Source organism: Paraburkholderia bengalensis, assembly GCF_037126505.1.
Taxonomy (GTDB): domain Bacteria; phylum Pseudomonadota; class Gammaproteobacteria; order Burkholderiales; family Burkholderiaceae; genus Paraburkholderia; species Paraburkholderia bengalensis.
Genome location: NZ_JACFYJ010000033.1, coordinates 1 through 12,972, shown reverse-complemented (window position 1 = coordinate 12,972; position 12,972 = coordinate 1). Strand labels below are relative to the sequence as shown.

Genomic DNA, 12,972 nt, shown 5'->3' with positions numbered 1-12,972 from the left:
GCGCCTGCAAGCGCGTCGGCGCGGGTCAGCTGCATGTTTGTGAGGATTCCATATCTGACTGATGCTTCGATGGCAGGATCACCAGTCAAAATAGGTTCGAACATAGGCAGTCGAGGTCGTATTCGGATTAGCGTAGTGGGATCAAAGAGAAGCCGTTTGTCGATCCGATCTGTACAGTTGCCAAGAGGCAGCGCCCGATTCGGGTTGCGGAAAAAAATGGAGCATCGGCTTAAAGCACCGCGCGGCCGCGTTCGAATCGCTAGCCGCCGGCGTGGGCCGGTGGGAGCACCGCCGCGCGACGTGCATCGGGGCGAACGGCGGCCAGCACGAGGCCGGTAATCAGCTTCTCGGCTGTGTTGCAATTGCTGCTGCTGAGCTTCGCGCTGTCGATGAAGAACGATACCTGCGCGCTAAAGTCCGCATATGACTGAGTCATCGCCCAGATCGCGAATAAGAGGTGCGTCGCGTTAGTCGGCCCGATTGCTCCGCTTTCGATCCAGTGCTTGATGAGGGAGCGGCACCCGTCAGCTGTGCTGGGCGCGTCGGGAAACTGCTCGAAGAAACTTTTGGAGCTCCGGCGAACCACAATAGGCGACATTGAAGCGAAACCAGACGCTTCGCGTCGGGCGTTCGAGCGAGAATAATTCGCCGCCTGCGAGTGCGATACCTGCCGTATGGGCTTCTTTGGTGATCTGCCCGGTATTGAATTGGGCGGAAGGCTCGACGTCCCAACCGGCGCTGACGAAGAGTCCTCCTTTGGGCGTGGCGAGCGGCGCGATGCCAATCTCAGCCAGCAGCGACAGAAATTGTTCACGTTCGTTCGCGAGCCGCATGCGCAGCCGGTCGATGTAGCGGCGGTGGCCAGGGTCCGACAGCACTTCCAGAACGCACCGCTCGTTGAATTCCGACGTCGTCAGGCCGCACGTCATCTTCACGCTGACGATGTCGGGCACGAGACGCGCTGGACACAGAATGAAACCGGCGCGAAGCGATGGGGCAATCGTCTTCGAGAAGCCGCCCAGACAGATCACCCGGTTCAATCCGTCGAGGGACGTCAGCGACGGGTCTGACGGCGACGCGAGATCGCGAAAAGCATCGTCTTCGATAATCAGAAAGTCATGTTGTTCAGCGAGTGCAACCACCCGGTAGGCCTGGGCTGCCGGCAACGTGGTCGACAGTGGGTTCTGCAGAACGGAACTCAGGAAGATCGCCTTGGGCCGATGGTTCGCGGCCAGCGCCGCCAGCTTGTCGAGGTCCAGACCGTCTTGCCCGCGTGGGACGGCGAGCAGATGAACGCCGTAATTGCGCAGAAGATGACGAAGGTTGAAGTAGCCGGGATCTTCGACGAGTACCGTGTCGCCCGGTTTCAGGATGCTGCGTGCCACGAGGTCGAGACCGTGCGACACGCCGTTCGTCAGAATGATCTGCTCAGGCGAGACATTGCAGAATCGTTCGGTGAATCCGCGCGCGAGCAGTTGGCGCAGCCGTTGGAAGCCGAGGGGATGACCGTAACCGACCAGGCTCTCGGCAGGCATCTTGATGGCCTGTCTGACCGCCTGAAGAATCATGCTCTCGCTATACCACTCTGGCGGCAGAACGCCCGAGCCAACAGGAAGCAGGTTGGGCGCCTGGTTCCAGACCAGCACGGGCAACCATGAACTGTCGGCGTCCTCGGCCTCTTTGGGCGACGCTTCGCGCGGCGGGGGAACTTGCGTCGTGCGCGACGTGATGAAGTATCCCGATCCGGGACGTGAATTCAGTACCCGCTTCGAAACCAGTTCGTCGTATGCTTCGGCGACCGTAAAGGTGCTGACGCCAAGTGCCTTTGCGAGCTCCCGCACGGATGGCGTCTTCGTTCCCGCGCGCAGGCGACCGGATTCGACCATCTCATCGAGTTTGGCAACGATTTGATCTACCAGACTGATGCCTCGTTGGCGCTCAACGCGCAACTCTTCCAGAAGCGTCGATTCACGCATACGTGACGAAGCTCCTCGAGCCGTCGTGGCACCAAACTGACTGTCCGACATCGTGTTCCTCGTTAGAGATAACCGTTCATGCGGCGTCGAATCTTTATATGTCGCATCGAGTCGTGCTGTCGTGCGCTCTTGCCGTGAGCAGGCGTCCAGCATTCCAGCTTCATGTCTCCGACTAGCAGCGTTTTGTCGCGCCATCTTGTCCAGACGGTCAAATACCTGTCAATCGGTAAATTCCTTTGAATCGCAAGCGGTCCATCGGTTTTTATTGCCAACTCGGTGCCGACAGCTGTGCAGGTGGCGAGACCTACACGGCAGGAGCGGCGTTCATTGACGGTAGGACGAGTATCTGGATGCTGTGCATGTCCCGTTGCTGTTTGCGCTCCTAACATGCGATTCATGTTTTACCGCACGGTCAAAATCCGTTCGACACAACTGCATCGCGAGGAGACGAATATGCTGATTGGTGTTCCAAAGGAAATCAAGAACCACGAATACCGCGTTGGCCTGACGCCCGCGAATGTACGCGAACTGTGCGCGCGTGGTCACGACGTGCTCGTGCAGAAAGACGCGGGTGTCGAGATCGGCCTGCGAAACGAGCTCTATATCGCAGCAGGCGCCACCATTGTCGACTCCGCGCAGACGATATTCGCGAGTGCCGACATGATCATCAAGGTCAAAGAGCCTCAGCCATCCGAATGCGTCATGCTGCGCGAGGGGCAAATCCTGTACACGTATCTGCACCTTGCTGCCGACCCGGAGCAAACTGCTGCGCTTGTCAAGTCGGGGGCCGTGTGCATCGCGTACGAGACCATCACCGGCCCGAAGGGCGACTTGCCGCTGCTCGCGCCGATGAGCGAGGTGGCGGGTCGCATGTCGGTACAGGCTGCCGCCTCGTACCTGGAAAAGGCGAAGGGAGGGATGGGCACGTTGCTTGGCGGGGTGCCCGGCGTCCCGCCCGCTCATATCGCCATCATTGGCGCGGGCGTCGTCGGAACGAATGCGTTGCAGATGGCGATGGGACTCGGTGCTCGTGTGACCGTGCTGGACAAGAACGTTGACCGTTTGCGTCAACTGGACCTGATCCATGGCAATCGCATCAGCACGCTCTACTCGAATGAGCAGGCGATCGAAGATGTCGTCAGCACGGCCGACGCGGTGATCGGCGGCGTACTCGTGCCGGGTGCCGCGGCACCGAAGCTCGTCACACGCTCCATGATTTCACGGATGACCCCAGGCGCCGTCGTCGTCGACGTCGCCATTGATCAGGGCGGCTGCTTCGAGACATCGCATGCGACGACTCACGCCGATCCGACGTTCGTTGTTGACGGCGTCGTGCACTACTGCGTGGCGAACATGCCTGGTGCGGTTGCGCGCACGTCGACCCTGGCGCTCAACAACGCGACGATCGGGCATGCAATCGCCATCGCCGATAAGGGCTGGATGAGGGCGATCACGGACTCCGTGCACCTGAAACATGGCCTTAACGTCTGTTTTGGGCACGTCACCTATGAAGCGGTGGCGCGCGACCTTGGCTATTCGTACGTTTCTGCCGATTCGCTGATTTTATGAAGACCGGGCTCGCTGAACAGCGAATCAAGCCATGCATATTGTGATTCGCGGCGGTACGGCTCTCGCCGCCGGCGCCAAGGCCTGACGGTGACACAGCGAATCTGATGCAGTGTCGCGCGAAAAGCCTCTTTTTCCATCCCATCTGATCAGGATCACTTATGTTATCGAGGGATACCGCACTAAGCATCGGGGACGCGGATGCCGTCGAGCTCGGCGGCTGGATGGCGGTGGCACGGGGCATTCGCGCTGCTGAATGGGGCAATACCATCACCTATTCGCGCAAGGTCTTCATTCCGCTTACCAATCTCTGCCGTGACCAATGCGGCTACTGTACGTTCGCGCGCCAACCGGGCGAGCCTTCCGCCGGATACCTGAATCCGGATCAGGTCATGGAGATTGCCCGGCACGGCGAGCGGCTCGGTTGCAAGGAGGTGCTGTTTTCGCTCGGCGAAAAACCCGAACTGCGTTATGTGGAGGCGAGAAACATGCTGGCGCGGCTCGGCTATGCGACGACGATGGACTATGTCGTCGCCATGTGCGAGCGCGTGCTCAGCGAGACGACGCTGATTCCGCACGTCAACGCCGGGACGCTGAGTGTCGACGAAATCGCGAGACTGAAGCATGTGTGCGGCAGCGTGGGCCTGATGCTGGAGAACGTCAGCCGCAGGCTCACGAAGCCGGGCATGGCGCATCACGCGTGTCCGGACAAGGTGCCCGTGCAGCGGCTGCGCGCGCTCGAGCGCATGGGGCTGGCAAAGCTGCCGACGACGACAGGCATTCTGATTGGAATCGGGGAGACGTGGGAGGAAACGATAGACAGCCTGGTCGCGATCGCCGGGCTTCATGAGCAACACGGTCACATCCAGGAAGTAATCGTGTAGAACTTCCGGGCAAAGCCTGGCACCCCGATGGCGCAATGGCAGGAACCGGATCTCTCGGCGATGTTGAGAACCTTGACGGCCGCGCGTCTGTTACTTCCTGCCGGAATCTCGCTGCAGGCGCCGCCCAATCTCAGCGACGAATTCGAGTGCTACCTCGACGCGGGCATCAATGACTGGGGCGGCATTTCGCCGCTGACGGCCGATTTCATCAATCCCGAGCGCGCGTGGCCGGCCGTCGCGGAAGTAGCCAGACGCAGCCGGCAGCGCGGTTTCGAGCTTGCCGAACGCCTGACGGTTTATCCGCGATACATCGACGCTGACAGCGGTTTCGTCTCGCCCAGCCTGTTTGCAACGCTCGGCCGGGCCGCACGCGCCGACGGTCTGGCGCGTGCCCAGTTCCATCAGGTCGCGACGAACGCATCGATAAAGGAGTGCGCGTGATGACGGCAACCGCTGATCAGGCATGGCTCGACTACCTGCGAGCTCAGGCTGGAATCGATGATCCGACGCACGCATTGGGGCGTGCCGCGCCCCCGATCCGCTCGATGCTGGAGCAGACCATCGCCGGCCGCGAGTTGTTGCGCAGCGAGGCGGAGGTGCTCTTCGCGACGGATGGCGACGACCTGAAGGCCGTCATCGCGGCGGCGGACCATGTGCGGCGCGCACGGGTGGGCGATGCGGTGAGTTTCGTCGTGACGCGCAACATCAACTTCACCAATGTCTGCTACATGGGCTGCCGTTTTTGCGGTTTCGCCAGGCGTCGTGAAGAGGCGGGCGCGACGTTGATGGGTTTCGACGAAGTCGCACACCGGGCTGAAATTGCGCGGCAGCGTGGTGCCACCGAGGTATGCGTGCAAGGCGGGCTGCATCCCGACATACCTGGCACGTACTACCGGGATCTGGTCGCTGCGATCAAGGCGCAGGTGCCGCAGATCCACGTGCATGCGTTCTCGCCGTTCGAGGTCTGGTATGGCTCGAAGAAACGTCACATGCCCGTCATCGAGTTTCTTCGCGAGCTCAAGGACGCCGGTCTCGGTTCGATCCCGGGGACGGCTGCCGAAATCCTCGACACCGAGGTGCGTCAGAAACTCACGCGCGACAAGCTCTCGGCCAAAGCGTGGATCGAGGTGATCCGTGCGGCGCATCAGGCGGGACTGCGCAGCACGTCGACGATCATGTATGGACATATCGACGAGCCGCGCCATTGGGCCGCGCACCTCGATCTGCTCCGGTCGATTCAAAAGGAGACGGGGGGGATTCACCGAGTTCGTCCCGCTGGGCTTCGTGCACAGCGAGGCGCCGCTCTATATCGAGCGGGAGATACCTGGCGTTCGCGCCGGTGCGACGCTCGTCGAGCACCTGAAAATGCACGCCATCGCGCGCCTGATGCTGGCGGGATGGATCGACAACATCCAGGTGTCGTGGGTCAAGCTCGGTCCGCAGACGGGGCAAGCGCTGCTTTCGGCGGGCGCGAACGATTTCGGCGGGACGCTGATGGACGAATCGATCTCGCGTTCGGCCGGTGCGTCGTTCGGCGAGGAGATCACCGCTGCCGAGATGGTGCAGATCATTCGCGATGCCGGGCGCCAGCCGGTCCGGCGCAGCACGCTCTACGGGACGCTCGAACACTACGACGACCACGACCCCGTGACGATCGCGCCGTTGAAACCTCGCGACTACGATCCCGTGTCGTTCATCCGGAAGCGTCCCGCCCCTCCCGCCCCTGTTGGTGTCGAGCTTGTCGAGGCCAGCCATGGCTAGGCCCGGCGCATATCCGGAAGTCGTGCTGCTCGCGGGCGGCGTGGGCGGCGCGCGGATGGCGGCCGGCCTCGAGAAGGCGCTCCCCGCTGGTGCGCTGACCGTGGTGGCCAACGTCGGCGACGACGACCGCTTCCACGGGCTGCAGGTATGCCCGGACCTCGACACGATTCTCTACACGCTGGCGGGCGTTGTCGATCGGGGGCAGGGCTGGGGCGTCGAACGCGACGGCACTCGCGTGCTCGAACAGCTCGGCACGCTAGGCGCGCCCACGTGGATGAAACTCGGGGACCGCGACATGGCGCTGCACATCTATCGCACATGGCGGCTCTCGCTGGGCTGGCGGCTCACGCAGGTGATGGGCGAGGTCTCGCGAAGGATGGGCGTCGAGTCGATCCTGCTGCCGGCGAGCGACGATCGGGTTCCAACGCAGGTGCTCACGGATTCGGGCATGTACCCGTTCCAGGAGTGGTTCGTCGCGCATCGCACGGTGCCGCAAGTGCGTGCGCTGCGCTATCTGAACGCCGACAGGGCCAGCATCACGGCGGAGGTGATCGAGGCGATCGCGCACGCGGGGCTGGTCGTCATCGCGCCGTCCAACCCTTTCCTGTCGATCGAGCCGATGCTTGCTTTGCGCGGGATGCGCGACGCGTTGCGCGCTCGGCGCGCCCCATGCGTGGCCGTCTCGCCCTTGATCGGCGGGAAGGCCGTGAAGGGCCCCCTCGACAGGATGATGGCCGCGATCGGTCTTCCCGCTGGAAACGGAGGCATCGCGCAGCGATATGGCGATCTGATCGACGGCATCGTGATCGACCAGCAGGATGCCGACGATCGCGCCGCGTTGCGCGATGGCGGGCTGCCGGTGTTCGCCACCCGAACGTTGATCGGAGAACGGGAGCGTGCCGCGATCCTCGCGCGGCAGATCATCGCGTGGGCACACGGGCTGACTGTGCGCGCCGCAGGCGAGCGGTGTGCGTCGCACGGAGCAACATCATGAAGACGATCATCACGGTTGCAATGAAGGACCCGGCGCACGCGAAGACGAGACTGTCATCGACGTTCAACCCGGCTAGCCGTCGCAAGCTCGCGTTGGGGCTGTTCGACCGCGCGTTGTCATTCTTCTCCCGGGCCTATCCGGAACACGAGCTTGCCGTCGTCACCGCGTCGACGCTGATCGCGCAACACGCGCGCCTGTACGGGGCGCTTGTCATTCGCGAGCACGCCGAGGCCGGACTGAACGAGGCGGCTGGGCTCGCCGTCGACTATGCGATCCGCCATGGCTACGAACGTGTCGCGATCGTGCCCGGCGATATTCCGATCTGGCTGCGCGAAGAAGTGGATCAATTGCTGGCGCGCGCGCGGCGATTCGAGTGCGTGGTCGCTCAAGCGCATGACGGCGGGACCAACATGCTGATCCTGTCTCCTCCGCGGCGCCTCGACTTCTGCTACGGCGCGCAATCGGCGAGCCGGTACGAAGCGCTCGCGAAATCGCTCGGCATGTCGTGCACGCGCGGCCTGTTGCCTTTCATCAGCCGCGACATCGATACGGTCGAGGACTGTCTGCTGCTGGGCAGGCGGGACGACGCAGCGAGAGATCACATCGAGGCGAAGACGGAGGAAGGTCATGCGTGAGGCGGCGCCTTCCCTGCAGATGTTCACGCTACAGGGCATCCCTGATGTTCGGGCGGGAGACGACGTCGGACGTTTCTTGCACGACGCGATGGTCAGGTCGAACGAACAGTGGCGGACGGGCGATGTGGTTGTGGTCGCGCAAAAAATCGTCTCGAAAGCGGAGAACCGCTTTCGAAGAATCCGCGATATCACGCCATCCGATCGCGCCGGCGAGTACGCGAACCAGACAGGCAAGGACCCGCGCAAGGTCCAGGCGATTCTCGACGAATCGACGGAAGTCATTCGCGTCGCCGCGGCACCGCCTGACGGCGTCATCATCACGCGCCACCGCAGCGGATGGGTTTGCGCGAACGCTGCGATCGACGAGTCCAACGTCGGGGAGGACGGCACGCTGCTGCTGTTGCCCGTCGATCCCGACGCCAGTGCACATCGCATTGCGCAGACGATCGGACAGCACGCCGGGGTTCGCCCCGGCGTGATCATCAGCGACACGTTCGGCCGCCCGTGGCGGCGCGGACTCGTCAACATCGCGATCGGACTCGCCCAGGTGCCGCCCGTCCACGACTGGATCGGTCGCGGCGATGCCTACGGCAGGCCGCTTCGCGTGTCGCAACCCGCGTTCGCCGACGAGATCGCCGCGGCGGCCGGACTCCTGATGGGAAAGGACAGCTTTACACCCGCTGTGGTCGTGCGAGGTCTGTCGTGGCAAGCCGATCCCGCTGCCAGTGCCAGACAGTTCGTACGCCCGTTCGATGAGGATCTATTCAAATGAAGATCGCGATACTAGGTGGAACCGGACCGCAGGGGCAAGGCCTTGCGCTGCGCTTTGCCAGGGCTGGCGTGGACGTGGCATTGGGGTCGCGCGAGCGCGCGCGCAGCGAGGAGATCGCCGCGTCGCTGAACGGCAAGCTCGACGGCCATCCGGGCCGTGGCTCGATCGACGGCTATGCGAACGATGAGGCCGTGCGCGAGGCGCATGAAATCGTGATGCTGGCCGTGCCGTATGCCGGTCACGGCGCAACGCTCGATTCGATTCGCAAGGATCTGCACGGAAAGATTCTCGTCGACCTGGTCGTACCGCTCGCGCAGAACGATCCGAAGCTGTATAGCCCTCCTCCCGAGGGGTCGGCGACGGAGGCAGCGCAGGCCCTGCTCGGAGACAGCACGCGAGTGGTCGGCGCCTTGCACAACGTGTCGGCGCATACGCTCAACCACCTCGAGCAGCGGATCAACTGTGACGTTCTGGTGTGCGGTAACGACTCGCTTGCCGCGCAGACCGTCATGGATCTGATCGGGAAACTCGACGTATCCGCCTATTACGCGGGACCGGCAAGCAGTGCGCGCTGCATCGAGGCGATCACGCCGATATTGATCCGGCTCAACATCAGCAAGAAAGTGCCATTCAGTCATGCCGGAATCCGGATATGGGCGCCGGACGCATCGGTGTGAGATCAACCAACCTCCATAGGGGACACTCGTCATGCAATTCGGTATCTGCTTCAAGGGCTTCGTCTCTCCCGACCGCGCGCGCGCCTTGGTGCGTCTCGCGGAGGCTCACGGCTTCGAATACTGCTGGTTCTACGACTCGCACATCTTGTGGCGTGAGTCGTTCGTCGCGATGGCCATGTGCATGGAACACACGCGCAACATGCGCTTCGGGCCCTGCGTGACGAACCCGGAGGTTCGGGAATGGTCACTGGCCGCATCGCTGTACGGCAGCCTCGCGCGTCAGTCGAACGGACGCTTCGACATCGGTCTGGGCCGTGGCGACAGTTCGCGGCGCGTGATGGGCAAGAAGCCGACGACGATGGATCGTGTCGCCGATTTCACCCGAAGCGTGAAGGCGATGGTACGGGGCGAGGAGGTGACATACGAGGATGCCGCCGCGCCCGTCAAGTTTCCGTGGGCAACCGGCTACGAACTGCCCGTGTGGATTGCCGCATACGGTCCCATCGCGCTCAAATGCGCAGGCGAGCACGGCGACGGCCTGATCCTGCAGATCGCCGAGCCAGGACTGTGCAAGTGGTTCACGGACCAGGCCGTGGAAGCCGGCAAAGCAGCCGGCCGCGACATGTCGGGTTTCAAGGTGCAGGCCGCGGCGCCGGCGCACTTCGGCACGCTCGACGAATGCATCGAAGCGACCAGGTGGTTTCCGGCGATGGTCGGTAACCATGTCGCCGACATCGTCGACAAGTATGGCAAAGACTCCGGACTCGTGCCGAAGAGCCTGACTGCGTACATCGAAAAGCGGCGTGGTTACGATTACTCGAAACACGGTCAAAGCGACAACCCATTCCTCGATTTCATCACGCCTGACGTCGTGGACAGCTTCTGCGTGCTCGGAACGCCGGAGCGTCACATCCAGAAGATCCGGCACCTTCAGGAAGCGGGCGTGACGCAGTACAACATTTACCTCGATAACGGCCACGAAGCCGAGATCATCGAAACCTATGGCGAGAAAGTGATCCCTGCCTTCCGGTGATAACGGGCAACGGGCAGCCGCCGCGTGCGCGGCTGCCCCCTGGCGAGAAGAACAACGTGGAGGAGAAGAAACGTGAGCGAGCTGAGAATCGACGGCGAACGTTTGTGGCGTTCGCTCATGGAGCTTGCACGGATCGGTGCGACAGAAAAGGGCGGTGTGAAACGCCTGGCATTGACGGATCTCGACAGGCAAGGGCGCGATCAGGTGGTCGCATGGGGCCGCGACGCAGGGCTGGATATCACGGTCGACCAGATAGGCAACATCTTCATGCGCCGCCCTGGCCTCGACCCCAGCCGGGCACCCGTGGTGTCCGGCAGCCACATCGATACGCAGCCGACGGGAGGAAAGTTCGATGGCAACTATGGCGTCCTTGCCGCACTGGAGGTTGTCCGCACCTTGAACGCCGAGGGCATCGAGACGCAGGCGCCGATCGAGGTGGCGATCTGGACCAACGAAGAGGGCTCCCGCTTCGTTCCCGTGATGATGGGGTCAGGCGTGTTTTGCGGCGCGTTCACGCTGGATCATGCGTATGCAGCGGCCGACATCGACGGTAGAACGGTGCGTGAAGAGCTGCAACGCATCGGCTATCTCGGCAGCGAGGTGCCCGGCCGGCATCCGATGAGCGCCTATTTCGAGGCCCATATCGAGCAGGGACCGGTCCTCGAGGATGCGGGCAAGGTCATTGGCGTGGTGCCTGCCGTGCTGGGTCTTGCGTGGTACGACTGCGAGGTCACGGGCATGGAGGCGCACGCCGGGCCCACGCCGATGGACCTGCGCAAGGACGCGCTGCAGGTCGCGACGCGGATCATGCAGGAAGCCGTCGCGATCGCCAACCGGTATCCGCCGTATGGGCGCGGCACGGTTGGCTTCGTGCAGGCTTTCCCGAACAGCCGCAACGTGATACCGGGCAAAGTGAAATTCAGCATCGATCTGCGCAATGTCAGCGACGATCTGCTGAACCGGATGCATGACGAACTCGTGCGATATATCGACCGCGTGCGGAACGAAAGCGGCATGCCGATCCGTATCGAGCGGGTCTCCTATTACCCTCCCTGCGACTTTCACCGGGATTGCGTCGGCGCCGTGCGGGCGGCGGCGGACGCACTGGGTTATGCGTCGATGGATGTCGTCTCGGGAGCAGGGCACGACGCAATCTACGCGGGCCGTGTCGCGCCTGCGGGAATGATCTTCGTTCCATGCAAGGACGGTATCAGTCACAACGAAATTGAAGACGCGCGTGCCGAACACATCGAAGCAGGTTGCAACGTGCTGTTGCACGCGATGTTGCTGGTCGCGGGGACTTGACTAACAGGCATCGCCCATCGCGCGTTGACGCATTGGCGGCAATGTCGAGGATGCCGATCTGGCGGGCGCCGGCAATCCGTCGTCCACCGCTTAACTTTGGAACGACTATGTTGATAGGGGTACCGCTCGAAACAGCAACGGGCGAGACGCGCGTGGCGGCGACGGCGGAAACCGTCGGAAGGCTGGTCGCGCGAGGGCATCAGGTCATCGTGCAACGCGGGGCGGGTTGGGCCGCCAGTCAGCTGGACGCGGCGTATGTATCCGCCGGTGCGCAGCTTGGCGACGCGAGTGACGTGCTGCGCGCGCAAATCGTGCTGAAAGTACGTGCCCCGAGCGAAATCGAACTGAAGAAAATGAAGCACGGTTCGGTCGTCATCGGGATGCTCGATCCGTTCAATGCGCAAAGCACGTCGGCGATGGCGGCGGCGGGGTTGACGGCGTTTGCGCTGGAAGCGGCGCCGCGCACCACGCGCGCGCAGAGTATGGATGTCCTCTCGTCTCAGGCCAATATCGCAGGGTATCGGGCGGTGATCGAGGCGACGCGTCTTTATCAGCGTTTCATGCCGATGTTGATGACGGCAGCGGGGACGGTCAAGGCTGCACGGCTGCTCGTGATCGGCGCCGGCGTCGCCGGGTTGCAGGCGATCGCGACGGCAAGACGCCTGGGGGCGGTCATCGAGGCGTCGGACGTGCGTCCCGCCGCAAAAGAACAGATCGAATCGTTGGGCGCGAAATTTCTCGACGTTCCCTATCTGACCGACGAAGAGCGCGAGATCGCGCAGGGCACGGGCGGCTATGCCCGCCAGATGCCTGCGGACTGGCTGCGACGCCAGGCAGAACGGGTCGACGAACGAGCGGCGGCCGCCGACATCGTCATCACGACGGCGCTGATACCGGGTCGTCCGGCGCCCGTGCTTCTGCACGAAAGCACGGTCAGAAAAATGAGGCCCGGCTCTGTCGTGATCGACCTCGCTGCGGGACGCGGCGCGAACGGGGCCGGGAACTGTCCGTTGACGCAGCCCGACCGCGTCGTCGAATGTCACGGTGTGGTGATCGCGGGTTACACGAATCTTCCGTCGATGGTGGCCGCCGATGCATCCGCGCTCTACGCGCGCAATGTCCTCGATTTCCTCAATCTCGTCATCGACAACACGGGCCGCCTCGCGGTCAATGTCGAAGATGAAATCGTCGCGGCCTGTCTGATGTGCCGCGACGGCGAACTTGCCCGAAAAGCGTAAGGAGAGTCCGCATGGAACTCGTCAACCATACGGTGATCAACCTGATCATTTTCGTGCTGGCGATCTACGTCGGCTACCACGTCGTCTGGAACGTGACGCCGGCGCTGCATACGCCGCTGATGGCCGTGACC

The 12,972-nt window shown here is 62.9% G+C and carries 14 protein-coding genes and 1 pseudogene; 13 read left to right on the top strand and 2 right to left on the bottom strand.

The features are described from left to right. Positions 1-259 precede the first annotated feature (259 nt). Entirely contained in the window at positions 260-598 is a 339-nt protein-coding gene (locus tag H3V53_RS20100) for a TetR family transcriptional regulator C-terminal domain-containing protein (RefSeq protein ID WP_336599452.1), read from the bottom strand. Then, complete coding sequence (locus tag H3V53_RS20095; RefSeq protein ID WP_336599451.1) at positions 525-2,027, bottom strand: aminotransferase-like domain-containing protein; 1,503 nt, start codon at positions 2,025-2,027, stop codon at positions 525-527. Before H3V53_RS20095 ends, H3V53_RS20100 begins: the two co-directional genes overlap by 74 nt. A 402-nt stretch (positions 2,028-2,429) precedes the next feature. Between H3V53_RS20095 and ald the strand changes: the two genes are divergently transcribed. The 13 genes and pseudogenes from ald to H3V53_RS20030 form a co-directional block, all read left to right on the top strand. Continuing rightward, positions 2,430-3,545, top strand: coding sequence for an alanine dehydrogenase (gene ald, locus H3V53_RS20090; protein WP_336599499.1), 1,116 nt, complete (start codon positions 2,430-2,432; stop codon positions 3,543-3,545). 158 nt (positions 3,546-3,703) lie between these two features. After that, the gene (gene cofG, locus H3V53_RS20085) at positions 3,704-4,426 is read left to right on the top strand and encodes a 7,8-didemethyl-8-hydroxy-5-deazariboflavin synthase CofG (protein WP_336599450.1); all 723 of its coding nucleotides are present in this window, start codon (positions 3,704-3,706) and stop codon (positions 4,424-4,426) included. Positions 4,427-4,486: 60 nt separating this feature from the next. Continuing rightward, positions 4,487-4,867: a hypothetical protein gene (locus H3V53_RS20080; RefSeq protein ID WP_336599449.1), complete on the top strand. Its 381-nt coding sequence runs from the start codon at positions 4,487-4,489 to the stop codon at positions 4,865-4,867. Next, positions 4,867-5,592: pseudogene (locus H3V53_RS43670) on the top strand (radical SAM protein); the annotation flags it as partial. The gene H3V53_RS20080 and the pseudogene H3V53_RS43670, both read left to right, overlap by 1 nt. A gap of 118 nt (positions 5,593-5,710) precedes the next feature. After that, positions 5,711-6,187 (top strand): hypothetical protein, encoded by a 477-nt coding sequence (locus tag H3V53_RS20070; protein WP_336599447.1) that lies wholly within the window; start codon positions 5,711-5,713, stop codon positions 6,185-6,187. Further along, entirely contained in the window at positions 6,180-7,181 is a 1,002-nt protein-coding gene (gene cofD, locus H3V53_RS20065) for a 2-phospho-L-lactate transferase (protein WP_336599446.1), read from the top strand. Before H3V53_RS20070 ends, cofD begins: the two co-directional genes overlap by 8 nt. Then, positions 7,178-7,816: a 2-phospho-L-lactate guanylyltransferase gene (gene cofC, locus H3V53_RS20060; RefSeq protein WP_054921536.1), complete on the top strand. Its 639-nt coding sequence runs from the start codon at positions 7,178-7,180 to the stop codon at positions 7,814-7,816. The genes cofD and cofC overlap by 4 nt, the downstream gene beginning before the upstream one ends. Beyond that, the gene (gene cofE / locus H3V53_RS20055) at positions 7,809-8,588 is read left to right on the top strand and encodes a coenzyme F420-0:L-glutamate ligase (RefSeq protein WP_336599445.1); all 780 of its coding nucleotides are present in this window, start codon (positions 7,809-7,811) and stop codon (positions 8,586-8,588) included. Before cofC ends, cofE begins: the two co-directional genes overlap by 8 nt. Beyond that, a complete protein-coding gene (gene npdG, locus H3V53_RS20050; protein ID WP_336599444.1) occupies positions 8,585-9,265 on the top strand; it encodes an NADPH-dependent F420 reductase in 681 nt (226 codons plus the stop codon). Before cofE ends, npdG begins: the two co-directional genes overlap by 4 nt. A 31-nt stretch (positions 9,266-9,296) precedes the next feature. Further along, positions 9,297-10,298, top strand: a complete 1,002-nt coding sequence (locus H3V53_RS20045) for a TIGR03842 family LLM class F420-dependent oxidoreductase (RefSeq protein WP_336599443.1) — start codon at positions 9,297-9,299, stop codon at positions 10,296-10,298. 72 nt (positions 10,299-10,370) lie between these two features. Next, complete coding sequence (locus H3V53_RS20040; RefSeq protein ID WP_336599442.1) at positions 10,371-11,603, top strand: Zn-dependent hydrolase; 1,233 nt, start codon at positions 10,371-10,373, stop codon at positions 11,601-11,603. A gap of 107 nt (positions 11,604-11,710) precedes the next feature. After that, positions 11,711-12,841, top strand: coding sequence for a Re/Si-specific NAD(P)(+) transhydrogenase subunit alpha (locus H3V53_RS20035; RefSeq protein ID WP_336599441.1), 1,131 nt, complete (start codon positions 11,711-11,713; stop codon positions 12,839-12,841). An 11-nt stretch (positions 12,842-12,852) separates the two neighbouring features. Beyond that, a partial coding sequence (locus H3V53_RS20030) for a proton-translocating transhydrogenase family protein (RefSeq protein ID WP_336599498.1) occupies positions 12,853-12,972 on the top strand: 120 nt, incomplete at its 3' end.